This is a genomic window from Mesorhizobium sp. WSM4806 (genome assembly GCF_055811635.1).
The window spans coordinates 148,911-174,049 of sequence record NZ_JBVVQZ010000001.1 but is presented as its reverse complement, the minus strand read 5'-3'; the positions used below and the strand labels follow the sequence as shown (position 1 = coordinate 174,049).

Below are 25,139 nucleotides of genomic sequence, written 5' to 3'. Positions count from 1 at the left end.
ACGTCCCCAAACGACGTATGTCTTACGCCCCTCCGGGCAGTTTGGTGCAGCCCGATTACCGATGGACCATCCCGCGTCCCACACGCCCATCCGCACAGGCGATCAAGAAGCGGGAGCTACCTCTTTCCGCGCTGGCTGATATTCAAGGGCAAACGAGGTGCCCGCGGCAATCAAAGTGAGAGCGCTCTCTGCCAGATTGTCGGGCTATAACGAGACGAGAAAGTCCGATGACCCTTGGTGGAATGGCCGTGTTGATCCCGACCGGCACGGTCATTGGAGTATCCCCTGCCAATCCCGTTCTGCGCTTTCGTGCCGCCGCGGTTGAATTGAACTTTCATGCAACCGCAATCTCCGGTGTGAAGCCGAGCTCCGCTACGAGACTGGTGATCTCCTCGCGGTAGAGCGGGTTCATGACGATGATTGATTCGACTGGCTGGCCGCGCAACGCCTCCGGAGCAAGGACCGGAGTGGCGGTTCCTGGGGCAAAGCGACCTTGCTTGTGCGGATTCACGTCGATGATCGCGCGGATCCGATCGGCGCCTGGCACCACGTTGACGAATGTAATGCCCTTCGATCCCCCTCCCCAGACGACGGTCTGCTGGGGATTGCGCCTCGCGATGTAACCACCCAATCGCTCGATCTTGTCGCGATAGGCGCGCTCGAAATCGCGGACGAGCATCTCGATCTCGCGGCTGTCAACGGAAGTAGCGTACTTGGGGGCAGCCGGCCGCGCCTCAATGTAAAGATATTGCTCGCCGAAAGACGTCCCTGCATCCAGCACTCGAAAGCCAGCTGTCTCGAACGCCGCGTTCAGCGAAGCGGGCGTGAAATAGGAGGCGTGCTCATAAATGAGGTCCCAGATTCCCATATCTCGGAGCGTGTAAAGGACATTCGGGACTTCAAAGAAGAACACCGTCTCCGGTCCGATGCCCGGATGGGCGCGAAGGGCGCGCAGGAATTTCACCGGCTCGGCGATATGTTCGAGAACCTGGCGGCATACCACTAGGTCCGGACGCAAATCCGCGTAGGAATCGCCGAACCAGTCGTTGATAAATCGTACGCCAGGGACCACCTCCCCCCGATTGTCCTCGAAGCTCTTGTCGAAACCGATTCCCTGCGCACCGCTGATCAAGCTTAGCCGCTTCAGGAAATCCCCCTTGCCGCATCCAATATCGACGATCGTCTTCCCGGAGAGCGTGTAGGTCCTGCTCAGGCGCTCGGCCAGCGTTTCAACAAACGCCACGAAACGGGGGGAGAAATGAAGCGAATTCTCGTAGCTTTGCGTATAACCAATGCGATTTTCCTCGAATGAGGCATTGAAGACGTGCGTGCAGCCGAGGCAGAAGGTAGTCGCAAATCTGCCGGTCTGTGCCGCGCGCGCCGATGCCGCGTCCGCACAAAGCGCGTTGCAGAGCAGGGGCAACGCTTCGAATAGCACCGAATTGAGCAGATTTCGCTGACCGCAGACCAAGCAATCGGTTCGAATGGAACCCGCCGACTGCGTCGGTCCATCGGCTTTCAGGCAAGCCATTTGCGCGCGGTCCGCCTGTTTTGTCATATGATTCTCGGCGTTGGGACGGGGAGGATGAATTTTCCGCCGCGTGCACGATACTCGGCCTGTTGATCGAGAATTTCGTCTACGAAATTCCAAGCAAGGAGAAGGACGTAATCGGGTTGCACCTCGAGAAGCGCTTCAGTCGAGCGGATCGGCAGGCGCTGTCCGGGCATATATTTGTTGTGTTTATGGACGTTGCGATCCACGACGAAGTCCACGAGGTCGCACCCGATGCCGACGGTGTTAATCAGCGTTGCTCCCTTGGCTGCCGCTCCATAGGCGGCAATCGTGGCACCCTGCGACTTTAACCGGCGCAAGAGCGTGGAAAGGTCGCGCTTCAGCGCGTCGACCTTGGTGGAGAAATCGCGGAAATAGCCGATTGCATCGATCCCTCGCGAGGCCTCATGGGCAAGTTGTTCCTTTACTGTCGCACCCACGTTCTCGCGCGTTTCCACGTAAAGGCGCAGCGAACCGCCGTGGATTGAAAGGTGCTTGACCTCGTTGAGGTAAAGCCCGTGACGGCGAAACAGCTTGTCCAGTGCAGTAACTGAAAAATAGCAAAGATGCTCGTGATAGATCGTGTCGAACTCACAATGTTCGATCAAAGGTTCGACATAGGGTGCCTCGATAACCGCCACACCGTCATCCTTGAGAAGTCGGGCAATTCCTGCCACAAATCCGTTGGTGTCGGCCACGTGGGCGAGCACGTTATTGGCATGGACAATGTCCGCGCGCATGCCTTGCGCGCGCAGCGTTTCAGCGAGATCGCGGGTGAAGAACGCACAGCGCGTGGGCACGCCGACCCTCTCGGCAGCGGCGGCAGGTCCGTCGGCGGGATCAATTCCGAGCACCCGGATTCCCGCTTCGACGTAGTTCTTCAGCAGATAACCATCATTGCTCGCCAATTCGATGACAAGGCTCTCCGGGCCAAGACCGCGACGGTTGATCAGATCAAGCGCATTCGCACGCGAATGCTTCAAGAGAGCAGGGGAGAAAGAAGAATAATATGGATAAGAATCGGCAAAAAGGATTATCGGATTCACCGTCTCGGTGATCTGGACGAGGCTGCAGTCTTTGCAGAACGCGACGCGCAGCGGAAAAATGGGCTCCGGTTCGCTGATGTCGCTGCTGGTGAGAAGGCGATCGGCCAGTGGCGTTTTACCGAACTCGAGAAACGTCTCAATGCCACTTCCACCGCAAGATCGGCAGGCCCGCTCGGTCACCGACTTCGCATCTAGGCACATCATGTCCATATCGTCCCCCTTAGCCCGGCTCAGTCTGCTTTGGCTAGAACGGGAACGAGACCAGGTGCTCGTCCAGTTCGCAATCGCGGATCAGCTTTTTCACGTGGGCGATGCGCTTGAAGCGCTCCCCTCGAACTCTTCAAGCAAAAGACCAACAGTGCCGAATGCCTCGTGGAGCTGCGCGACGCCGCGTCGGGCCGTCCATTGCGGCTTGAACGCGTGCAGGCTCTCGGTTTCCTCGGCCAGCCGTGTCCCAAATCCTCCCGCGAGGGTACCCACTTTCATAAAAGTCTTCCCCACCAACAAACACAGGCCTCGAACGCCAGTGAGTTCTGTTACCATGGGCGATCGGCGTTCAACAATGCGAGCGAACGGATGATGGAAGCGCACCAATGTGGATTAGGCGGACCTTCAGCACCATGCTTGCTAGTCAATTCCGACTGCGACTTAGGCCGTTTGAGGTAGGCGACTGGTCAGCGTCGGCTGTCGTTGTTGTGCCGCATCCGGATGATGAGATGCTGGGTTGCGGTGGCGTTGCGGCCAAAAAGATTGCCTCGGGTGCCCAGGTCCGTTTGTTTTTTGTCACCGATGGCGCCGTCTCCTCACCGCGACCTTAGGCATCCTGAAACCTTGCGGACACGCGAGGCCGGAGCCATAGAAGCAGTGCATCGTCTGGGCGCATCCGAAAGTATTACATTCTTACGCCTTCCAGGCGGGGCGGCCAATCATCACGTTCATGAGATAACAAATGCGGTCGTGTCGATGCTCAAATCATGGCGGCCGCGGAGCGTTTTCGTGAACTATGCAAAGGATCCGACTTCTGATCATGTCGCCGTCAATGCAGCAGTTCGCGCGGCGCTTCGTGCTTATGGTCGCCCTGTTGCGGTATTAGAGTATCCAGTCTGGATTGGTACCATTGCGTCGTCCACCTTCAATAGCCTCGCCTGTCTTGGCGACGTTATCGGCGTAACGCGGGAAGCGCTGGCGGCGCATGCGCGCAGATGCAGCGCCTGGAGAACCAAGATGAATGGCGGACGCTGTCGGACTTGTCAGGGGGAGATTTCGTCGGGCGGTCGCTGGCCGACTACGAAATGTTCACACGCTGCGAAATCAACATTTAGCATGTTCGGCCGCCTGATCGCGGTCCTGGTGATCGGGTACACCCTCGCAAGTTGCGAAGCCGCTCGGGGACAGGGGCCTCCCGAAGAAATTCTACAGTCGGGTCTTGTTTTTGAACGCAAAGAGATTGCCCCCTATTCAGGAGACGTAAAGCTTGTTGGCGATATAGACGGCGACAGTCGACTAGATTTCGTCCTTGGCGGCTTCCCCGAGGATGCGATGTCTTGGTGGCGGTGGCCCGATCTGGTTCACACCGTAATCGCGAGGCCTCGCGTCGAGTTCACCACCGACGGAGTGCTTGCCGACATCGACGGGGACGGTGATCCCGACATCGTCACGGCCGATGGGCCCGATGCTGTCAATCTCGTCTGGTTCGAGAACCCGCGGCCGAATGGTAACCCGACCCACGGTCCCAGCTGGAATCGTCGGGAAATCGGTGCAGTCGGCAGCTGGGGCAAAGACATCAAGGCGGCTGATTTCGACGGGGACGGCCTCGTTGATATCGTCGTACGGGCGCCTGGCGAAGTGATGATTTTCTTCCAAGAAAGCCCCAACTCCTGGGCCCGCGTGGGCTTTTTCTTCAACCTTGGCGAAGAGGGAATGGCAATTGGTGATATTGACGGCGATGCTGATGTCGATCTCGTCCTGCACGGAGTATGGGCGTCGAATCCGGGCGCAGCGGCAGCACGCGATGCAGCACTATGGCGCAGCTATGAGCTTGGTCCGTTCAATCCTGCATTCAAGGCGCTCGTCACCGACCTTGACCAGGACGGCCGCGCCGACATTCTGACTTCAAGTTCCGAGCACACTGACGACGTCGCCTGGTTCCAGCCCCTCGCCGGACCGACGGGCCGCTGGATCCGCCATGTCATTCAGCCTTCTGTCGCGGGCGCCCATACGCTGCAGGCCGCCGATATGGACGGAGACGGGGACAACGATGTCGTTGTCGGGCAGATGCATACGACTGAGGAGCGCAAGCTCGCGATTCATTACAATGTCGACGGGCGAGGAACGCGCTGGGCCCGTCAAGTGATCGACGATGTGGGTCTCCACAACGGCGTCGTCGCCGATGTCGACAGGGACGGCGATTTTGACATCTATGGGGCGAACTGGGTGGGCAACCCGCCTGTCAGAGTGTGGATCAATCGGCTGGATCCGCCTGCATCGGTCCGCCTCGACCGCTGGACCTATCATCGTATCACGAACGGGCACGTCCGCTCCTTTGGGGTCGCTTTTTCCGCCATGGATGGTGATGATCTCACTGACATCATCTCGGGTCCGTTCTGGTACCGTCAACCGTCCGAAGCCTGGAACACAGAATGGGAACGGACACCGCTTGCCGAGGGTGTGGACGCGGTCGCAGCCCTGGATCTCGATGGTGACGGGCGCGGGGAGGTCATAGCACAGCGCGGCGAAGGCAGGGCTCTGCACCTGGTGTGGCTCCATGCCGAGGACATTGAAGCGCACCGCTTTGAAGAGCACGAGATCGGAGAGGTTCCCGCCGCCAGTCATGAGCTCGGCTCTCAGGGCCATGCCCTAGCCCAGGTCGTAAAGGGTGGAAAGCCGGAGCTGGCGGTCTCGAGTGGGGGTGGGGTTTTCTATTTTAAGATTCCTGACGATCCAACAGTCGAGCCATGGCCGCGCACCCGCATCTGCGCCGAAGCGTCTGATGAAGGGATCGCATTCGCCGATATCGATGGCGACGGTCTACTTGACCTTGTCGCCACGACCGGCGATGCAAAGACGGCCGCATGGTGGCGCAATCCAGGTGACGGCTCGCCAGACTGGGAGCTTCGGCATGTTGGAAAAGTTCCTGAAATGGTCTATCCCGACCGCGTCGCGGCCGCCGATCTTGATGGCGATGGACGTGCGGACATCGTCGTGACCGAGGAAAATGGCAATGCCGACAGCGCTAAGGCGTATTGGTGGCAAAACCCCGGCGACAGCTCCTCCGACTGGGAGCAACACGAAATCACCTCGCGCGGTTCCCTTAATAGCCTTTCAGTGTCCGATATGACTGGGGACGGCAGGCCGGATCTTATCATGGGCGAGCATCGCGGCGCACTTCGCCTCTCGAGCTGGCATAATCTGGGTGGGGGAGGGTTCATCGAGCAGCTGGTCGGCGAAGGGATGGAAAGCCATCTGGGAGCAAGGACGGTCGACCTCGACGGTGACGGGGATCTCGACATTGTGTCGATCGCATGGGACGCATTCGAAGCGATCCATGTCTGGCGGAATGACGCGGTCGGCAAGGATGCTGATGGCGACCAAAAGGCCCGCTGACGGTGGGAGCATCGGCCGGCGCAGCATGAACCGTAGCGAGCTCGGCCGGCTCCACCTGTTTACACGGCTGCGCCGGCGCTCATGCCTCGACGCTCAAGTCCGGGAAAATTGCGCTGCGCTGAATGAATTCAACCGCTCGGCGTGTTAAACTATTCGACGTTGTCGCTAGCAGGTTGACCAAGGCAGTGCGCAAGTCGGGACGCTCATGCCTTTACGACGTTGTCGGTGCGTGACTGACTGCGCGCACAAGCATTTCTGGTATCGAGCACCAGCTTTGCGTGCTTGGTGATGTTGTGCCAATCAATCGCATCATGATCTGTCGAGATGACAACGGCATCATACGATGCCAAACTGCTAGCGCAGATGTCCACAGAGGGGCGACCTGCCAGGTTGGCGTACTCTCTTGTTCCGGGTATCTCCGGTACGTAGGGGTCGTGGTAATCAACGACTGCCCCGCGTCGCTCCATGATGTCGATCAGCTTCAACGATGGGCTTTCTCGTGTGTCACCCACGTTTTTCTTGTAGGACATCCCGATCACCAAGATCCGCGAACCGCTCAGGCCGCGGCTCGCTCGCCGGTCCAAGGCCTCCACAAGGCGGTCAACCACATAATGCGGCATGTTCGTGTTGATTTCACCGGCAAGCTCAATGAAGCGTGTTGTTACTTCGTACTCTCTTGCCTTCCAGGTCAGGTAGAATGGGTCGATCGGGATGCAGTGCCCGCCGAGGCCGGGGCCTGGATAAAACGCCATATATCCGAACGGCTTGGTCTTGGCGGCTTCGATGACCTCCCAGACGTCGATGCCCATCCTGTCAAAAATCACCTTTAGCTCATTGACCAACGCAATGTTCACAGAGCGGAATATGTTCTCGGTCAGCTTCACAGCCTCTGCCGTTGCGGTGGAGGCAACGGGAACGGTTTGCACGATGATCTGATCATACAGTTCCTTTGCAACTTGTAGGGACGATGGATCGTCGGCGCCTATCACCTTTGCAACTGTGGCGGTGGTGTGTACGTCGTTGCCTGGGTCCACCCGTTCGGGCGAATAGGCGAGGAAAAAGTCCTTTCCCAGAGAAAGATTCGTCGCCTCGAGCAACGGCTGCACGACCTCCCGCGTCGTTCCTGGCCAGGTCGTCGACTCCAGAACGACAAGTTGACCAGGGCGCAGCCGCTCCGCGATCGCACGTGCGCTGTTTTCGACGAACGACAGGTTCGGCTCCCGGTTTTTGGTAAGCGGCGTTGGCACCGCTATCAAGATCGCGTCAGGTTCGCTTAGGTCGGCGAAATCGCTGGTGGCGCGAAACCGCTTGCTGTCGACAGCCACTTTGATGGCAGCACCAGGCAAATGATCTATGCCTGTTTCTCCGCGGTTAAGAAGTGCAACCCGAGACGCGTCGATGTCGAAACCGATGACTTTGAACCCCGCGTCCAGCGAGATCATGGCGAGCGGCAGGCCAACGTAGCCGAGGCCCATGATGCCAATGGTGTAGTCCCGCGTTCGGATGCGGTTAACCAGTTCCTGAAGATCTGGAGCAGTTTGCATGAGATGCTGGCAACTTTCGCTTCAATGTCGACAATAAAGGATCGCCTCAATTACCGCGGGGAAGCAGTTCACAGCAATCAGCAAAATGTATGCGCTTAGCCAGCCCCAGAGCTGAAAATAGCATGGATTGCACCATTGGGAGAACAGCCGAAATGCTTACCCCAAGCCACGTTGTCAAATAAACCTGGCGCTGCCACATTTAACTTTCAAGCGACGTCCTAAAGGATCTAGGAGCCACCTTCGCTCGCGAGATCGAAGATGTCGCGTTTGGCGAAGGGACGCACACTGCGTCAGACGATTAAACTGTTCGGTTGAGGTGGGGAATATGATGCAATCGATCCTGGTAACTGGTGGAGCGGGCAATATCGGCAGCGCCCTCACTCGCGCGTTGGTCAAGCTACCTCAGACCCAGGTGGTCGTCGCTGACAACCTGTCGACCGGAAGTCGAGACAAGGTACAAATAGACGCGGGCAATCTGACCGTAGTAAAGGCGGATGCGAACGATTTCGACGACATCTCGTCGTTGTTCTACCGCTTCCATTTCACCCACGTCTTCCACTTCGCAGCCGTGGTCGGTGTGCAGCGGACTTTGGCAAATCCGTTGCTCGTGCTGCGCGACATCACCGGTATCGAGAACGTGCTGAGGCTATGCAAGAACACCGGCGCCGAGCGTGTCTACTTCGCTTCGTCATCGGAGGTATATGGCGAGCCTTTCGAGATTCCTCAAAACGAGAGCACCACGCCGCTTAACTCTCGTCTGCCATATGCAGTGGTGAAGAATCTTGGAGAGGTCTATCTGCGCACTTTTCAGCGTGAGTTTGGACTGCCATTTACCATTTTTCGCTTCTTCAACACCTACGGACCACGTCAGAGCGAGGATTTCGTTCTGCCGCGATTTGTGCGTGCCGCCCAGCGCGGCGAGCCCCTCACGATTTACGGGGACGGTTCGCAGACCCGCACCTTCTGCTATGTCGACGACACGGTTGACGCTTGCATCGCGGTTCATCGAACGCGCGCGCACGAGAACGAAGTGATCAACGTGGGCAGCGACGTGGAAATGAGCATTCGACAGCTGGCCGAGTTTGTCATCGAAGTGCTGGGCTCGTCATCGAAGTTGGAATTCCGACCGCCCCTTGCGGAGGGCGACATGACGCGCCGCTGTCCTGACACGAACAAGATGAAGGCTATATTGAACCGTCCCCTGGTGCCGCTCGAAGAGGGCATTCGCCGCCTCGCCGACCACCTCTCCCGACCCGAAGACCGCCCTGCACTTAGAAGAGTCGCCTGAACGAGCTGACGGTGGGGAGTGACATGAAGCTCGTATACGTCGGTCAGCCGTACGATAGACTTTTTCCGCCTGTTCAAAACTCAATCGGTCTGATCGTCTACAATACGGCGCTGCGGCTCGGCGAAGGCCTGCAGATTACGCTCTATGGCAAGCATTATCGAGACGATACGGTGCCCGCGGACCTGCCGTTCGCGGTGCGGCGGGCTGCGGCGCGGCGCGACCGCGCGCTGCAGCGGATCATCCACCATTTTCCGCGCCTGGCGCGCTGGCTGCGGCTGGATCGGAAGGCCGATGACCACTCGCAATATCGTAACAAGGTTCGTCGCTACCTCGCCGTCGATCAACCAGATATCGTCCATTTGATGAATTACTGGGCATGGTGCCGGGAACTGAAAGCAGCCAGCTCATCTCATCGGCTCGTGCTTGAGATGCAGTGTGAGTGGCTGTCACAGCGTGACCGCGATCAGGTGGCCCGTCAGCTCAAGGTGGTGGATGCTGTAGTCGCCGTCAGCGACCACATCGCAAGCACCTTTCGTTCTGCATTCCCGGACTATCCTGGCGTCGTTGCCACTGTCGGTAATGGCGTGGACGTTTCTTACTTTCGGCCGAGCGAGCAGCGGGCTTCCGCATCCACCAGAACCCGACATGTCATCCTGTTCGTTGGGCGGGTGTCGCCAGAGAAGGGGCTACACACACTGATCGAGGCCTTCAGTGAGGTTGCGACCAGGTTCGCGGACGTGGAACTTCGGATCGCAGGGCCGCATTCTCCGCTCCCGGCGGACTTCCTGACCAGCCTCTCGTCGGATCCGCGGGTTACCGCGTTGAGCCGTTTCTACGATCGCTGGGGCAATTGCAAATATCGGGAACACTTAGAAGAACTCATCGAGAGCCACGGGTTACGTGATCGAGTTCACTTCGTGGGCAACGTGCCCCACAAGAACCTCGTAGCGACGTACCATGAGGCCGACATTGTGGTGAATCCGTCACTCAGCGAGAGCTTCGGAATATCGGTCGTGGAGGGCATGGCCTGCGGGATACCGGTGGTTGGAACGCGCGTGGGCGGGATGTGTGAATCCATTCTAGCTGGCAGCACCGGGATGCTGGTCGAAGTCGATGCTCCTGGCGAACTCGCCCAGGCATTGATCACGATGCTGGAGGATACCGTCCGGGCAAGCGAAATGGGAAACGAGGGGCGCAAGCGTGCCGTCGAGCTGTATTCGTGGGAGGCGCGCGCAGAACGGCTCAAGTCCGTCTATCAGAAACTGCGCCCAGGCACGCGGATCTCCACAAAGATCGTGAGCCATTGAGCCTTAGCGGTGGGCGGCGATCGCTAAGTGCCTCGCAGCTTGTAGGCCGATGTGATGCTCATGCGGCGACCCTCAGTGTAGCGCTCAACCCAGTGAGCGTATCGGTCTACGGCCAACCCATGTCGGATTGAAATAAATAGGCCCGTCAGGCCCCGCCGTTCTCTTCCGTAACGGGCGTCAGGGGCACCCAGCCCAAAGGGCGGAGAGAGGCCGAGTGAACCTGGCTGTAACGCTCCGCAATCTGTTCTCCAAATCGCAACGCATTGCTGGTGGCGAGGCGGGTGGCCTCAGGATCGTAACGAGAGGCGCGACCCAGATTTTGCGCGGGGCGCCTACGAGCCGCCGGTCCAGCAGCTACTTGCATCGAACCTGAACGCAGGTGACGTTGTCTACGACATCGATTGCGGCGCGCCCGCGTGGGGGGCGGCAGGGCGCGCCTACGCATCTGAACCGGTGCGCAAAGCGCTGCCGCGATTGAGCAGAGCGCTCGGCCCAACAGGTCGACACCATCTGCGTGTTCGCCGAAGCGGTCGGTCCTAAGTGCGCACCGCCCACAGGTGATCTATGAACTCGACGACGCCAGGCGCGAGGGGCTTCAGCTGAAGGTCCCGGGCGATCGCGTCGTTTATGGCATCGATGGACTAGGGGTAACCATTCTGCCCGCCTTCTACGCCAATGGGAACCGGCACGTCGAGCATGTGATGGCGGTCCGGCGAGCGAAACCGCGTCTATCCGACGGGCGGAGCCGTCGCCTTCGACCGAGGTCGTCTTCAAACATGGGCACCGGCCCAACGACAGCCGAACTATGCAGTGCGGAGGATCGGCAGCCGAATATGGATCGCGCGTTTCTCAACAAGATGCCAGCTGAGAAAGCCCGCGCAGACTGCTATAGGCAAGGTCAAGATCGTTAGCTGCGTAGGCGTGATTGCCGGAACATACATGATCAGTAGCTTCTGAATCGGCCATGCGTAGAGATACACGCCGTACGATATATCATTCCTTCGGTTAATCGAATTTAAGACGCTGTTCTCGTTTAGAAACGCCAAATACAGGACCAGATAACCTCCAAACACGCCCACTGCGAGGGGCGCTAGCCGTTCCGAGCACATCCCGCCTATGAGAAGGAAACAGCACAAAAGCGCTACCCGATTGCTCCTCCTCACATTCTCCTTGAGCAGCTGAAACAACGCCCCAATGGAAAATATCATCGTAAAACGTACGGCATCGTCCACGTTACCGATGGGCTCAAAGTTTCCAAGGTCGTAGCGAAAGTAGACACCCTGCGAAATGGAACTAACGAGGATTATGGCCAGTGACATTGACATGATCGAAAAGACAAGCGTAACGCGACCGAGACAGAATACCACAATTGCCACAAGCACATAACAGCGAAACTCGTATGCAATAGTCCATAGTGATCCATTAACATCTGGTGCATGGGACCCGGCAAACGCCGATCCTACCTGCGCCGGATTCAGCAAGAGCGCCATTTTGGAAAGCTTAGCCGCCCACTGGCTCGGAGATAGTTCATCAAAGTCACCACCTCCCAGCCAGAATACCAGACTAATGCTGATCAAGTATGCCACAACAAATCCAGGAACTATACGAAGTACACGTCGGGACATGAAGGCGTAGATGCTGCTTCGCATCGCGCTGTCGAGCACGAGGAATCCACTAATGAAGAAAAATCCGTAAACAGCTACCTGGCCGGAGGTCAATGTACCGAAGATGTTCTTCAGCACCTCGCGATTCGAGTTCCCATCTATAAGTTCCGGCGAGTGGGATATAATAACAAGCGACGCAAAGAATAGCCGGAAGAAGCTTAGAGTGTTGGGCCTTCGTAAGTCGAAATCACTCATTTGATAGCCTTCGAGAAGTGATCTCTTGCGTCGGGCATTGCGATCTCAGCAAGGAGACCAGTTTTTGGGCAGAGCGCGTCAAAGTGAGCTTAGAGGCCGCCGATGGGCATTGTAAGTTCGTCCTTTGAGAGCCGAATTCATCCTTTCGAAGGTACGTGCCTCACGACCTAGTGGATTGATTCCAACGTTTGGAACCTGCGGTTTCGGGCGGCGATGATGTCATCGGGGTTGGCTTTCCAGATGAATGGTCGCGGGTTCTCGGCATTGTATTCGCAGATGAAGCGGTTAATGGCGGCCTGAAGATCGACAACGGAATGGAAGACGCCGTGCTTGAGCCTGCGCCGGGTGGGTCTGGCGAAGAAGCCCTCGACGGCGTTGAGCCAAGAGCAGGATGTTGGGGTGAAATGGACGCGGCGGCGCAGCATCTTCGCTGCCATCTGACGCAGACGACTGCAAGACTTCTTTCCGTTCCGACAAAGGATCAATTCGCAACACATTGCTGGTGGCGAGGCGGTGGCGTCGGGATCGTAACGCGACGCGGCGACCGGATTTTGCGCGACGCATCCAGAAAACCGGCGAAAGCCGGCGTATGGCTGGTCGGAGTTCGAGACCCTGACGGCGCGCGGGTCGGGAAGAGCCGGCTTCGGGAAAGCCGCACGCCCGGATCTCTGAGGGCGAAAGCCGAATTGCTGACCTACTCGACCACGACCACACTGAGCGGAAAGACAGGCTCGTCCTCGCCGTCGTCGACCTTGAGGGAAAGCCGATCGGCAAAGGGCGTCGTGCCGAGCTTCAGGAAAGTGTCGATGTGACTTCCGCCGCAGGAGCGGCAAACCTGCTCGGTTACAGAGGCTGCACCAGCAATCATCATGGCCATGGCTCCCGGCTGTGTTTGTTCAAACCGCTACCGCTAATTGCGGCGTGCGACGCAGATCGGTATCCAGTTCACCATCTTGGATCAGCTTCTGCACATGGGCGATGCGCTTGAACCGCTCGCCCTCGAAATCCCCAAGTGCAAGGCCTTCCGCTCGAAATGTGTGATAGAGCTGTTCGATACCGCGCCGCGCTGTCCATTGCGGCTTAAACCCGTGCAGGCGGCGACCAATATAGGTGCAGTCGACGCGATAGCACCGTCTGTCAGGCCCGGCGTCGGGCGCGAACTTCACCCGGCTATCGGGAACGATCGTTTGCACCAACTCCGCGATCTCTCGAATCTGATAGTTTTCCGTGGTCAAGCCGACATTGAATGCCTCGTTGTGGACCAGCTCTCGCTCGGCTTCGAGTACCGCGATATAGGCCAGCGCGATGTCCTCCACGTGGACGATCGGCCGCCATGGCGAGCCGTCGCTCTTGAGGTAGACCAGGCCGGTCGTGTAGGCCCAGGCGGTCAGGTTGTTGACTACGAGATCGAAGCGGATGCGAGGCGACAGGCCGTATGCAGTCGACGCACGCAGGAACGTCGGGCTGAATGATTGATCCGCCATCGGGGCGACCGCTCGCTCCACATTCGTCTTCGAGGCGCCGTAAGGCGTAACCGGGTTGAAGGGAGCATCTTCAGTTAGAAAGCTGTCGCCGGCCGCGCCGTAATTGCTGCAAGAGGAAGCATACAGGAACCGCTGGACGCCGGCGGCCTTGGCGAGTTGCGCGAGCCTGACCGAAGCGCCGCAGTTGATTTCCTCGGTAAGCAGGGGTCGGTAGTCCCCCAACGGATCGTTTGACAGTCCGGCGAGATGGATGATCGCGTCGAAGCCGGCGACGTCGTCGATTTCAATGTCGCGGATGTCTTTCTCGATCGTCGGCACTTCGGCCAACGTTCCTACGAAAGTGCATGACCGGAAGATGTCGCTGTCCAGGCCCGTGACGTCATGGCCGCGTTCAAGCAGCATCGGAGTCAGGACGGAACCGATGTAACCGAGGTGGCCTGTAACCAGAACTTTCATCGATCAATTCCCATGTTTTCCAGGGCGCTTGCCCGCTGTCCCACAATTTCTGAAGGAGATGCTTTTCGCGGATGGTGTCCATGCATTGCCAGAAGGATTCGTGGCGATATGCCATCAGTTGGCCGTCAGTCGCGAGCCGCTGCATTGGCGCGTGTTCGAACATGACATCGTCGCCGTCGATATAGTCCTTTATACCCGGCTCGAGCACGAAGAAGGCGCCATTGATCCAACCCTCCGAGGCCTGTGGCTTTTCCGTGAAGTCGACAACGCGATGACCATCGAATTCGATGTGCCCGTAGCGTGCTGGCGGACGCACCGCCGTCATCGTTGCAAGCTTGCCATGCGATTTGTGAAAGGCGATCAGTTTATCAAGGTTGACGTCCGAAACGCCATCTCCCCAAGTGAGCATGAATGTCTCGTCGCCCATCCAGTCGATCAGGCGTTTTATGCGGCCGCCCGTCAGCGTATTCAGTCCCGTCTCCACAAGATCGACGGACCAGTCAGGCAGCGAGTTCGAGTGGCGCTTGACGCTTCCCGATGCAGCATTGACAGTCAAGCTGCCATCGAATGCGACATAGTCGCTGAACCAGCGTTTGATGTATTCGCCCTTATACCCCAACGCGACGGCGAACTCGCGGTGGCCGTAGGCATAGTAATGCATCATAATATGCCAAAGGATCGGCTTTGCTCCGATTTCGACCATTGGTTTCGGCCGGATCTCGGTTTCCTCCGCTAGCCGCGTTCCCAGTCCGCCAGCAAGAATTCCTACCTTCATTGTTTTCTCACCCCAATCGCCTACAGTGTTTTGCTACCATGCGCAGGTCGGGTTGAACCACACCGAAGAAGGGATGATCGGAAGCATCGATGCATGACGTCAGGCATACGATTGGCGCTATGCTCGATAGAGCGCTGCGTAACCGGTCTCATCCTTTCGATGTAGCAGACTGGCAGGCGTCGGCGGTCATCATTGCACCCCATCCGGATGATGAAACGCTGGGATGTGGAGGGGTTGCCAGCAAGAAGTTTAGCTCGGGCGCCGATGTCCGGTTTATTTTTGTCACCGACGGTTCGGCATCCCATGCAAATTGGGTTGACAGGGAGGCGCTGCGGATCGCCCGCGAGGACGAAGCGATCGAGGCGGTTTGCCGGTTGGGAGGGTCGGCCGATCGGGTGAGATTCCTGCGTGTTCCCGACGGCACGGCAAAGCATCACATCGGCAAGATCGCAGAGGCGATCGCTGAGTTGCTTTTCGTTTGGCAACCGCAGAGCGTGTTCGTCACCCATGCAAAAGAGCCGCCCGCGGACCATGTTGCCACCAATCTTGGCGCCCGAGGCGCGCTGCAACTGTATGGCCGGCGCGTGACCGTGTTCGAATATCCCGTCTGGTACTGGTATCAGTGGCCCTGGGTTCGTCTGCACGATCGAGTGCTTGGATTCAATCGCACCGCATTGCGGCAGACGGTCCGGACCCTTGCCGGCTTGCGCGGCGTTAAGATGTTCAACTCCCACGCTTTTATCGGCGACGTGATAGATGCAAAACGTCACGCGCTGGCAGCTCACCGGTCCCAGATCGAGCGGCCAGCGGGACTCGACGACTGGCCTATCCTGGCGGATGTAGGTGGGGGCGATTTTCTGAATCGGCTGCTGAGCGAGCACGAGATATTCACGCGATACGAGCTTAATGCGTGAACGTAGGCGGCCTGAAGCGTCTCGGGAGGAAGTCGGCGGGGCGGCCATGACCTCTTCGGGGTTCGAGCCAAAACTGCGGTGCGGCTTCGATCCCTCTGCGACTTTACTTGCCGCCCGTTTTGGATGAACCGCCGTCCCATCCAAGACGGAGCCTCGGGTCCGTTCTGGTATCGCCGGCCGGCCGATCCCTGGCAAGGTGAATGGGAACAGGCCGGCTCGGCGAGGGAGTGGATGCGATCGCGGCAATCGATGTTGACGACGACGGACGCGGGGAAGCGATCGCCCAGCGCGGCGGGCGAGACACTGAACCTGGCGTGGCTTCAGGCGCAGCAGGCGTCAGCGCGGGGCTTTGAGGAACATGCGATCGGCGAGGTTCCCGCCGCCAGCCACGATCTCGGGCAGGGCCATGCACCCGTCGCAGATCGTCGAAGGGGGCCGGCCGAGCTTGCGGTCGCAAGCGGTCTCGGAGTGTTCTACTTTCCCATCCCCGGCGACACGGCGGCGGGGGGCCGCTAACCCGCATTTGCCCTGAGGCCTCTGACGAGGGGATCGCGTTCGCCTATATCGACGGCGACATCCTGCTTGACCTTGCGGCCACTACCGGCAACGCAAAGGAGATCGCATGGTGGGGCAATCCGGGGGATGGCTCTGCCGACTGGCAGCGCCGCGACGTCGCCAATGTCCCCAACATGGTCTATCCGGACCGCGTGGCGGTCGCCGATCTGGACGGCGAGGGACGAACCGCCATCGTCGTGAGTGAAGAAAACGGGCAGGCCGACCACGCAAAGGCCTATTGGTGGCGCAATGCCGGCGACATCAAGCAAAACTGGGAGCAGCAGGAGATCACCTCGCGCGGCTCGCTCAACAGTCTTTCGGTGGCCGATATGAATGACGATGGCCGGCCGGACCTCGTCATGGGCGAGCACCGCGGCGCCCTGCGCCTTTCGCTCTGGCGCAATCTGGGAGGCGGGCGGTTCATCGAGCAATTGGTCGGCGAGGGCGTCGAGAGTCATCTCGGCGCCCGCACGGTCGACCTCGACTGCGACGGCGATCGTGAGATCGTTTCGAAGGGGTGGGATGCTCCCCAGGCCATCCATGTCTCGCGCAACAATGCCACCGTTCCATCGGACCGGGAGGCCGGGCAGGTACCCCCAAGATGAGATATGGCCCACAATCGGAGTAGCGATCAGTCGGAGGAGGTAGGAGCCGGCCAACCGGTTGTCGGGCTCGATCCCGGGCGCGCAATCTGTCACCTTCGCGGCGAGCGGCACGGGCTGGCCCCGTCCCCGAGGCGTCGAAGAATGGGAAAGAGCGCGTGACATTGACGGCAAGGTTCCTCAGCGTGTTCAGCGACGCGCGCGTCATAGCCAAGGGAGAGGCCGCCGGTCTCAAACTGGTGGCGAAGAGCGCCGACCCGAACTTTGTTCGCGGCACCTACGAGCCGCCCATCCAACAGGCGATCGCGGCAAACCTGGCGCCTGGGGACGCCTTTTTCGACATCGGCGCGAATATAGGTTTCTTCAGCCTCATCGCCGCGCGCCGCGTCGGGCCGCGCGGTCAAGTCTATGCGTTCGAACCTGTTCCCCGCAATGCCGCAGCTGTCGCAGAGAGTGCACGGCTTAGCGGGTTCGACACAATACGGGTGTTCGCCGAAGCTGCGGGCGCCACATCCGGCCGTGGCCAGCTTCTGCTCGCCCATCACATCGGCGGCGCCGCGCTTGCCTCGGCGGGAGCACCGCCGGACATCAGCGGCCGCCTGGAGGTCAGCATAGTCGCCATCGACGATGCCATCGCCCAGCGAGGCCTCAGGCCGCCCTCGCTGGTCAAGATCGACGTGGAAGGCGCCGAAATTGACGTCCTGGGCGGTATGACGGAAACACTGCGGCGACACCGTCCGAAGGTGATTTATGAGGTAGACGATGCAACGCGCGAGGGGCTCGACCGCAAGGCCCGACAGATCGCGGAACTCCTGACTGCTGCAGGCTACGCATTAAAACCGCTGCCAGCCTCCTATGGCAATGGGGAATGGCGGGTCGAACACGTCTTGGCGCGGCCGGTGGGCGCTTAAGAACTGTCTTGGCGGGCGTCATGCGAGACAGCAAGCCTGATCAATGGGACAAGCGAGGCAGTGCGCGACTTCTGCCCAGGACTGCGAAACGTACGACGACGTGAGGAGGGTCTTGTTGTTGCACCGTCATGACTGGGTAGAAACTGCTGAAGAGGCTGGGTCCGGCGTTGCCCGGCCGGAGGTTCTTGTCGCAGACGATTTTCAAGATAAACGGGCCCGCGGTGCGGTAATTGGCACCTTGGCAGTCAAGGGAGGTGTCAGGCGAGGACGTGACATCGAACGCCAGATCGCGATCGATCACGGCGCACTTCGTTTCCAGCCGCTCGTCAGGCCAGGTTGGGGCCGGCAAGGGATCTCCTATGGTCCCTTTCAGCGAGAGGCTGGTCTGGTGCTACTGGTCTCGATCACCAACGGCCACAACACATCGCAGGGATCGCCATTGCCTGATGACCTCGCCAGGCGGCTCTACCGTTGGTTGCGAGGACCCGGCATTGACCCATGGCCCGGCCGACTGGTTGCCCTGATACGTGCGCCACGAAAGAGGCTCACCCTTCGCCGTTTTTGGTGGTGGACGCTTAGCACCTCCAGAACCTACCGGGGATCGAACATCGACGAGAACCTGGCTGTCGGCTGGTTCCCCAGTGAGGCGCCGATTAATCCCGTGGAAGAGGGCTGCGGCTTTGTCGTGCATGCCGCAGAAGGCGAAAACGGCGAGCTGTGGGCTCGTGTAGGAAAGCAATGCCTGAGTGCGTTTCGGCGCCTAAAGAATGTTCATGTCTATTATGTCGTGGCGTTGCGAGAGCAGGGCGCTGTCTATTATGCGGCCGCCGACCAAAAAGCCCACGGTCTTGCCGCTTTTCCGATGATGCGTCCGATCGCGATCGATCCTTTCAACAAGGACGAAAAGCTGTTTGCGGGTGTTCATCAGTCGGCACTTGGCCAGATCGGTTTTCGGGTCGACACACGCGTCCAAGCGGTCCAAGTCGGGCGGATACCTCAATTTTCGACGCTGTTTGGCACCGCCCACGCCGCCGATGCACTTGTCGAAGGCTGGCCGGGGCAAATCGCTGCAATCGGGGGGCGGTGGCATTTTTCGCAGGACGCTGGCGATAACCTATCCGTCGTCGATCCTGGTCGCCCTTCAGGATTGATCCACGGGCTGCTGGCAATTGGCGCCGTCTCGGATGTGTGTGGTCTTGTTTGTCGGTTTCGGGACAACGACAATTTCTGGGTGCTGAAACTGTCGACGCTCGGATGGACCTTGGTGCGCAAGCAATCGGGCAAAGAGATTACGATCGCGACCGGTACGGAACACGCTTTGCGCAGCGGTTCTACCCATTCGGTCCAGATTCTTGACTGGAACGGTCAGGTGAGCTGCTTTCTTGACGGGGTTCGCCTTTTCGAAGCGTCTGTCAATGCCGATTCCGTCGAGAACGCTACCGGAGTAGGTATATGGAAAAGCTTCGATAGCGAGCCGCGCTGGCATAATTTCGAGGCTCATCCTTGCGAAGTTCCCATCCCATTTATGGCGCCTCTGGGGGCACCTTGGAACCAACTCGGAGCAACCCTGTCCTATGCCGACGGTTTTACCGGTACTGCCGGCGAACTAGATCGCCGCACGTCGGAGCTGGGCGACGGGCAATGGGCCAGAACACTGGGCACCGGTGTCATCGACGTTGATGGGCTGGGCAGCGCGCGTGTGCGCGCGAGCGTAGACAGACCGAACCCAGGTCGAACATTTTATTCGCTGCCATGGGACCTACCGGGATTCGCCGATCTCGAGGCCACAATCGAGCCTCCTGGGGAGCGCCGAGGACAAGATCAGCGCGGCCGGGCAGGACTGCTTTTCTGGCAAGACAGCGACAACTACGTTTGTGTCACGACTTGGCTCGACGACGTCTACCAGGGTGCATCGATTTCGGTGTTCATCAAGCGGCTCGGCTTTGAGGAACTTTATGACGCGGTTTGGACAAATGTGGCGGACAAGGTCGTTTGGGGAAAACCTTTTCGCATGCGCGTTGCGTTCGACGGAAATCGGTTTGCAATCTTGATCGACGACGAACTGGTGATGCAGCGAAGCCTCACCGATATCTATCCCGACGATGCCGCCCTTCAAATTTTGCGGGTCGGACTCGCCGTCAACTGGGAGTGGGGAGATGACACGGGCTCGGTGTTCACGTCGTTCAAGGCCCGGCGCTGAGCGAAAGAGCGGTTTCGCTTTCCAAGCCATGAACGGTTGGATGACGACGGCCTCATCGTACAGGTCCCGGGTCGACTGGGCTATTTTTTCCCCCGAATAGAGATCGGCGACCCGCGCGGCTTCCTGGCGTCCCAGGTTCGCCGCCCGCCTGCATATCAAGAAAGGCCGATGATATGGGCTGCAAGCGCTTCCGGGTCATTCTTTTCAACCACAACGCCATCGCCAGTCGCTTCCACGATTTCGGTCATGCCGCTGACGCGAGTGGCTACGAGAGGAGTACCATTCGACAGCGCCTCGACAGGCTCATTCCGAAGGACTCGCTGAGAGATGGATTATCAGAAGCGTTGCTTCGGCATATCGCGCGGCCATTCTTCGTAGGGCAGGGTGCCAACGAAGCTCAGAGTGGGATCATCGCGCAGCGCGGCATAGTAGGGACCGGGGTATGCGCTACCGTTGTGGTAGAAGCGAGCGAGATCGGACTTCGCGGTCCGCACTCATGTCAATCAGGAACTCACGAGGAAGCGTTGCCGATGGGGCCGACGATCTCGCGGCGGGACTTCAGGACAGGCCGCGATAACGGTCTGCCAAGCTTCAATCAGCGTGTGAATGCCTTTTCGGGCGACACACGGCCAACGAACAATACTTTTCCTGGTATTCGCGCTACGGCGACGTCCTGGTTCGCGGGGGCGCTCCATTCGGCAGGACTGCGAAAATTGTGCCCATTTCAGCAAAGCACGTGCGCCGCCGTCACGACATGTTCTGAGCACCGACGGTGAGATCGCTGGCGCGAGGGCTCGGTTCATCGCGTGGCGGTCAAGTTCTGCAAGCCAGTCACAATGCATGTGCAACACGATTGCTGCTTGCGGCGCCCCCTATCGAATGGCGGGCATGCGGAAAATTCTGGGTGTGGACCACGTCGGGCGATAGACGGCGTATTGTCCGAATGGCTTGGGCGAGAAAGTCGAATGCGTAGAGACTTTGTGCCACCAACGGCGACCGCGGCCAGGGGCGTGACCGTGTCAAAAGGCTGGCTCAGGATTACGACTTTCATCGAGCCCGCAGCCTATGGCGCTGGTCCATTTTTACGAGCGTCTCCAAATGCAGTTGGTCCAACGCGGCCGCGATGGCACCGGCGGATATCCAGATTGTGCAGTGATCACAACGCCTGTCGCCGCAAGGAGGCAGAAAGCCGAATCAAGGTGCATGGGATCGATTTCCTCCCGCTGGATAATGGCGTCAGGTAGACCCCTCGTTTACCGGAGCAGCCAGAATATTGGGCACCACCATGGCGAGCGCCGCAATCCCGAACGCCTCGGGGCCAAGGTGCCGCGCCAGCACCACAAATACACCGAGCATAGCGATCTGTCGGCCCCAGCTATCGACTGCGGCCCAAACAGCGCCAGTCACGACCTGTCGGCCGAAAAAAATCATTGGACCGCCAGCTAAGGCTCGTTGGCAAACAGAACCGTGTGTCTGGAGCGAAACTCATACGAATGGATCAATTCCGCCACGATCTGTTCTCCACTCGCCTTGTCGCTGTCCAGTTTCGACACGTAAGCAGAAAGTCCCTGGCCGTCTGGCTCCCGTCCCAGCAATGTCCGATAGAGAAGGGCCACGTATTGCGCGTTTCCAAGCCCAACCGGCTGATTGTCAGTCCTGAATTCGACCGAAAGCAACATCTTCGTCAGTAATGGAACGATCGATGGATCCTTCTTCATCGCGATGACCTCGCGCCACTGCTCGGCCGGAGACGGCATGCGACGCAGGACCAGGCAGTAAGCATATGCAATCTGGTTGGCGTGGTTGAAGACAGACTTGTCGAACGCATCAAGCGAACAGGGGTGAAATGCCCCGATGCCGGGAACGCGGGGCACCGACATCTGGTCAGCAGGCGGCAAGCTCTCCGTCGTGGCCATTGACGAGCTCGAGCCTGCATTGCCGTTCGCAATGGTCTTCTTTACGGCATCGTATGCCGGCTTTCGCCCGCTCGGCGCCCATAGCCCTTCGCCGCGCTTCTTCAGGCGCACGAGGCCCATAAAGGCCTCGTAGCTTGGCGCCCAGTACGGCTCGTCAAGCAGTTCGTAGATATGGGCAGCTTCCAATCCATATGGAGATTGATATCGGCGCAGCAGCGTCATCGTCTGGACTAGAGCGTCCGCCTGCTGCTTTTCCCCTCGTTGGCTGCCCCCGGCATAGTTGAATTCGGTCAGCCAGATTGGACGACCGAGAGTGGCCAGGAACTTGAATGCTTCCTCGGGGTCGCCCTCGTAAAGGTGCCAGACCGAGATATCCCATCTGATGCCGTCCTGCAGCATGCGGGTGAACGCTGCGCGGTGGCCCCAGCCGGCCGTTCCCATTGCTTTTCTTATGGTCGCATCCACCGCGATGGTTGCATCCGACAGACCGCGCAGCACTGCGCTTACCTTCGCCCAGCGCGGACTGAAATAGTCGGACGTCTCGGTGCCGCCGGCAGGGCCCCAGGAGCAGTTGTATTGTATTCCGCTGTCCTGCATCTCGCAGGGCATCAAGATGGCGTAATTCTCCATCTCGTTGCCAAGCTCCCAAACGCGGATGTCGTCCTTGAAGCGGGATACCAGTGTCGACGCGAGATCGTAGGCCTGCGCATAGAGGTCATCGACGGTCCCATTGTCGAGGTCCAGGTCGGGCGTGATTACCGGCAGGATCTGGACTCCGCGCTGCTTGCCCGCCTTGACCAGTTCGGCAAGTTTGTTGGCGCTGTCGGCGCTGGAAATGTTGACCCGATACGACTTCATGCCGAGATCGCTGACATAGTCGAGTTGCTGTTCGATCGATATCCCGGGATAGGCGTTGAAGGGATGGCCGTTGATCCCCCAGAGCAAATCCGCTGCGCCCGAAGCTGTCATGCCAAGCAGGCATGCCAGGGCTGTCCAAAGACGTCTGGTCGCGGCGACGGCCCGTCCAACGGAGCCTGGTTGCAATGGATTGGTCGGGCGCTGCATCAGCGCGAACTTGCCTGTTTTGCGCCGGACATCATGCGGCATCACTCCACTCGCTCAACTCGCCTGACATCCATCCGAGCACGACGATTGAGATCTGCCGCGCTGCCCAACGCAGTCTATCAAAACCGCGCCACGCAGAACCTCACACATTTGGCGTAAACGCCGATGATTGGCCTCGCCATTCGGATGAGAGCTGCCGGGAAGCCTTTTCGGGCAAACGACCGGGTACGTCCCAAAGGCCAGGATGACCCTGCTGTCCTGGTCGTCCAAAGTCGTGGAACCGAGGCATGGCGCTGGTGACCAAAAACCCTGTGATGGCACGACATTGGACAATCAACGGCCGTTTTCTCGCGCAGCCGACCACCGGAGTTCAGCGCTACGCACGCGAGATCGTTTCGGCGCTGGACGCCTTGATCGTGGACCACGCTGCCTTGGCGCGGGATTTGACGGTCGAGTTGCTGGTCCCGCCGGGGGCGCTTGAAAAATTGCCCCTGGCAGCGATCCGTGTCCGGACTGTCGGCAGTGTTGGCGGGCATTTATGGGAACAGGCTGTGCTTCCGGCCTATCTTCGCGGCGGGCTGCTTAGCCTCTGCAATACCGGCCCTCTGACGGTTCGTCGGCAGGTGCTGTGCATTCACGATGTCAATACACGGGTAGCCCCGCAGAGCTATTCATTTCCATTTCGGCTTCTTTACCGCACCCTGGTTCCTGCCTTGGGCCGGGCCACGCGTAAGATTACGACGGTGTCGAAATACTCTGCGGGTGAACTGGCGCGCTATGGCGTGTGCCCGGCGGCAAAGGTCGAAATTGTAGGCAATGGGCATGAACATGCGTTGCGATGGGCTCCTTGCCATTCAGAACAAACACTGGCAGTCGCCGGCCCTCGTACGATCGTCGTGCTTGGCAGTTCCATCCCGCACAAAAATGTCGGCTTGATCATCGGCATGCACGAGCGACTTGCCGCGGCGGGGCTGCAGATTGTTGTTGTCGGCGCGTCAACGTCCCGCGTTTTCGCCAGCAGCGGCGACCAGAAATCCCCGAACGTCATTTGGCTGGGAAGAAGACCGGACGCGGAACTCGGCGCGCTTCTGCGCGATTGCCTATGCCTCGCGTTCCCCTCCTTGGTCGAGGGTTTCGGACTGCCGCCCCTCGAGGCCATGACACTGGGATGTCCGGTGGTGATGTCGGACCGTGCCAGCCTGCCCGAAATCGGCGGCGATGCGGTGTTGTACGCATCACCTTGCGACGATAATGCGTGGTTCGATTGTTTTATGCGCCTGGTCCACGAAGAAGGCCTCAGAACCAAATTGATCGCACGCGGTCGCGCCAGGGCGGCGCGATTTCAGTGGGCCGCGTCGGCTCAGCGCTATCTGGAGCTGATGGCCAGCGTGGATGGATTTCCAGAAGTGCCGCCACCACCGCTGAGGGAAGTCGAATGCAATCCGAATGAGCGACTTACGGCGGCCGCTAGTATCAATTGAGGTATCTCGAGTCTAACGGCATCTGCCATTCAGGCGCATCATTCCCGTTCAGCCTGCCTGCGATGACAGGCTGGATCCGGAGGTATGAGGCGATGGCGAAAAGAAGTGCGGGCATCCTGCCTTACCGCAGATCGACCAACGAACTGCAGGTGCTGCTTGTCCATCCGGGCGGGCCGTTCTGGCAGAGCCGCGATCTCGGCGCATGGTCGATCGCAAAGGGCGAGTATGGTGATGACGAACAGCCGGAAGCCGCGGCGCGTCGCGAATTTGAGGAGGAAACCGGCTGGGAGCTCTCGGGAGCACTGCTTCCGCTAGGGGAACTGCGCCAGCCCGGCGGCAAGCTTGTTACGGCCTTCGGCGCCGAAGGCGATTTCGATGCCGGCACCTTGCGCAGCAACATGTTCGAGATGCGATGGCCGCCGCGCAGCGGCCGCATGCAGACTTTTCCTGAGATCGATCGCGCAGGGTGGTTCGGCCTCGAAATGGCCCGGGAAAAGTTGCTTCTCGGCCAGCGGCCTTTTCTCGACCGGCTTGTGGTGTCTGTCTAAGGGTCGACCCAATTGCCCGACTGACGTCCTCAA

The 25,139-nt window shown here is 59.2% G+C and carries 20 protein-coding genes and 1 pseudogene; 10 read left to right on the top strand and 11 right to left on the bottom strand.

All coding sequences use genetic code 11. The annotated features are described in order from the left end of the window. Nucleotides 1–334: 334 nt before the first annotated feature. Both AC0L2M_RS00780 and AC0L2M_RS00775 read right to left on the bottom strand, forming a co-directional pair. Nucleotides 335–1,558, bottom strand: coding sequence for a class I SAM-dependent methyltransferase (locus tag AC0L2M_RS00780; protein ID WP_473533771.1), 1,224 nt, complete (start codon nucleotides 1,556–1,558; stop codon nucleotides 335–337). Next, nucleotides 1,555–2,808 (bottom strand): class I SAM-dependent methyltransferase, encoded by a 1,254-nt coding sequence (locus AC0L2M_RS00775; RefSeq protein ID WP_287061278.1) that lies wholly within the window; start codon nucleotides 2,806–2,808, stop codon nucleotides 1,555–1,557. The genes AC0L2M_RS00780 and AC0L2M_RS00775 overlap by 4 nt, the downstream gene beginning before the upstream one ends. A 383-nt stretch (nucleotides 2,809–3,191) precedes the next feature. Here AC0L2M_RS00775 and AC0L2M_RS00770 point away from each other — a divergent pair, with 383 nt between their 5' ends. Together AC0L2M_RS00770 and AC0L2M_RS00765 are read left to right on the top strand one after the other, a co-directional pair. Then, the gene (locus AC0L2M_RS00770) at nucleotides 3,192–3,416 is read left to right on the top strand and encodes a PIG-L deacetylase family protein (protein ID WP_473533770.1); all 225 of its coding nucleotides are present in this window, start codon (nucleotides 3,192–3,194) and stop codon (nucleotides 3,414–3,416) included. After that, entirely contained in the window at nucleotides 3,307–6,201 is a 2,895-nt protein-coding gene (locus AC0L2M_RS00765) for an FG-GAP-like repeat-containing protein (protein WP_473533769.1), read from the top strand. Before AC0L2M_RS00770 ends, AC0L2M_RS00765 begins: the two co-directional genes overlap by 110 nt. A gap of 203 nt (nucleotides 6,202–6,404) precedes the next feature. On the opposite strand, the gene AC0L2M_RS00760 is transcribed toward AC0L2M_RS00765, so the two are convergent. After that, nucleotides 6,405–7,745: a nucleotide sugar dehydrogenase gene (locus tag AC0L2M_RS00760; RefSeq protein WP_287175395.1), complete on the bottom strand. Its 1,341-nt coding sequence runs from the start codon at nucleotides 7,743–7,745 to the stop codon at nucleotides 6,405–6,407. Nucleotides 7,746–8,070: 325 nt separating this feature from the next. On the opposite strand from AC0L2M_RS00760, the gene AC0L2M_RS00755 reads away from it, so the two are divergent. Beyond that, the gene (locus AC0L2M_RS00755) at nucleotides 8,071–9,033 is read left to right on the top strand and encodes an NAD-dependent epimerase/dehydratase family protein (RefSeq protein ID WP_128245266.1); all 963 of its coding nucleotides are present in this window, start codon (nucleotides 8,071–8,073) and stop codon (nucleotides 9,031–9,033) included. A 23-nt stretch (nucleotides 9,034–9,056) separates the two neighbouring features. Then, nucleotides 9,057–10,340, top strand: coding sequence for a glycosyltransferase family 4 protein (locus AC0L2M_RS00750; RefSeq protein ID WP_473533768.1), 1,284 nt, complete (start codon nucleotides 9,057–9,059; stop codon nucleotides 10,338–10,340). A gap of 803 nt (nucleotides 10,341–11,143) precedes the next feature. Here the strand turns inward: AC0L2M_RS00750 and AC0L2M_RS00745 are convergent. The 5 genes and pseudogenes from AC0L2M_RS00745 to rfbF form a co-directional block, all read right to left on the bottom strand. Further along, the gene (locus AC0L2M_RS00745; RefSeq protein WP_473533767.1) at nucleotides 11,144–12,199 is read right to left on the bottom strand and encodes an acyltransferase family protein; all 1,056 of its coding nucleotides are present in this window, start codon (nucleotides 12,197–12,199) and stop codon (nucleotides 11,144–11,146) included. A 167-nt stretch (nucleotides 12,200–12,366) separates the two neighbouring features. Further along, nucleotides 12,367–12,612 (bottom strand): annotated as a pseudogene (locus AC0L2M_RS00740) (IS630 family transposase); the annotation flags it as partial. Nucleotides 12,613–12,893: 281 nt separating this feature from the next. Continuing rightward, on the bottom strand, nucleotides 12,894–13,070 hold the full coding sequence (locus AC0L2M_RS00735; protein ID WP_128245269.1) for a hypothetical protein: 177 nt from the start codon (nucleotides 13,068–13,070) through the stop codon (nucleotides 12,894–12,896). 25 nt (nucleotides 13,071–13,095) lie between these two features. Continuing rightward, a complete protein-coding gene (locus tag AC0L2M_RS00730; RefSeq protein WP_473533766.1) occupies nucleotides 13,096–14,139 on the bottom strand; it encodes an NAD-dependent epimerase/dehydratase family protein in 1,044 nt (347 codons plus the stop codon). Further along, on the bottom strand, nucleotides 14,075–14,914 hold the full coding sequence (rfbF, locus tag AC0L2M_RS00725) for a glucose-1-phosphate cytidylyltransferase (RefSeq protein WP_077381112.1): 840 nt from the start codon (nucleotides 14,912–14,914) through the stop codon (nucleotides 14,075–14,077). The genes AC0L2M_RS00730 and rfbF overlap by 65 nt, the downstream gene beginning before the upstream one ends. Nucleotides 14,915–15,003: 89 nt before the next feature. Here rfbF and AC0L2M_RS00720 point away from each other — a divergent pair, with 89 nt between their 5' ends. The 4 genes from AC0L2M_RS00720 to AC0L2M_RS00705 all read left to right on the top strand — a co-directional run bounded on the left by AC0L2M_RS00720 (nucleotide 15,004) and on the right by AC0L2M_RS00705 (nucleotide 20,096). Further along, nucleotides 15,004–15,828 (top strand): PIG-L deacetylase family protein, encoded by an 825-nt coding sequence (locus AC0L2M_RS00720; protein WP_473533765.1) that lies wholly within the window; start codon nucleotides 15,004–15,006, stop codon nucleotides 15,826–15,828. Between the two features lie 689 nt (nucleotides 15,829–16,517). Then, nucleotides 16,518–16,988 (top strand): FG-GAP repeat domain-containing protein, encoded by a 471-nt coding sequence (locus tag AC0L2M_RS00715; RefSeq protein ID WP_473533764.1) that lies wholly within the window; start codon nucleotides 16,518–16,520, stop codon nucleotides 16,986–16,988. A gap of 155 nt (nucleotides 16,989–17,143) precedes the next feature. Next, nucleotides 17,144–17,896: an FkbM family methyltransferase gene (locus AC0L2M_RS00710; protein WP_473533763.1), complete on the top strand. Its 753-nt coding sequence runs from the start codon at nucleotides 17,144–17,146 to the stop codon at nucleotides 17,894–17,896. A gap of 115 nt (nucleotides 17,897–18,011) precedes the next feature. Then, a complete protein-coding gene (locus AC0L2M_RS00705; RefSeq protein ID WP_473533762.1) occupies nucleotides 18,012–20,096 on the top strand; it encodes an oxidoreductase in 2,085 nt (694 codons plus the stop codon). A gap of 155 nt (nucleotides 20,097–20,251) precedes the next feature. Here AC0L2M_RS00705 and AC0L2M_RS00700 read toward each other — a convergent pair whose 3' ends face one another. The 3 genes from AC0L2M_RS00700 to AC0L2M_RS00690 form a co-directional block, all read right to left on the bottom strand. After that, nucleotides 20,252–20,386, bottom strand: coding sequence for a glycosyltransferase (locus AC0L2M_RS00700; RefSeq protein ID WP_287245621.1), 135 nt, complete (start codon nucleotides 20,384–20,386; stop codon nucleotides 20,252–20,254). A gap of 946 nt (nucleotides 20,387–21,332) precedes the next feature. Next, a complete protein-coding gene (locus AC0L2M_RS00695; protein ID WP_287327481.1) occupies nucleotides 21,333–21,527 on the bottom strand; it encodes a hypothetical protein in 195 nt (64 codons plus the stop codon). Between the two features lie 11 nt (nucleotides 21,528–21,538). Further along, nucleotides 21,539–23,119 (bottom strand): DUF4214 domain-containing protein, encoded by a 1,581-nt coding sequence (locus AC0L2M_RS00690; protein ID WP_473533761.1) that lies wholly within the window; start codon nucleotides 23,117–23,119, stop codon nucleotides 21,539–21,541. Nucleotides 23,120–23,391: 272 nt separating this feature from the next. On the opposite strand from AC0L2M_RS00690, the gene AC0L2M_RS00685 reads away from it, so the two are divergent. Together AC0L2M_RS00685 and AC0L2M_RS00680 are read left to right on the top strand one after the other, a co-directional pair. Continuing rightward, nucleotides 23,392–24,558 (top strand): glycosyltransferase family 4 protein, encoded by a 1,167-nt coding sequence (locus AC0L2M_RS00685; protein ID WP_473533941.1) that lies wholly within the window; start codon nucleotides 23,392–23,394, stop codon nucleotides 24,556–24,558. 92 nt (nucleotides 24,559–24,650) lie between these two features. Then, a complete protein-coding gene (locus tag AC0L2M_RS00680; protein WP_473533760.1) occupies nucleotides 24,651–25,106 on the top strand; it encodes an NUDIX hydrolase in 456 nt (151 codons plus the stop codon). The last annotated feature ends 33 nt before the right edge of the window (nucleotides 25,107–25,139 follow it).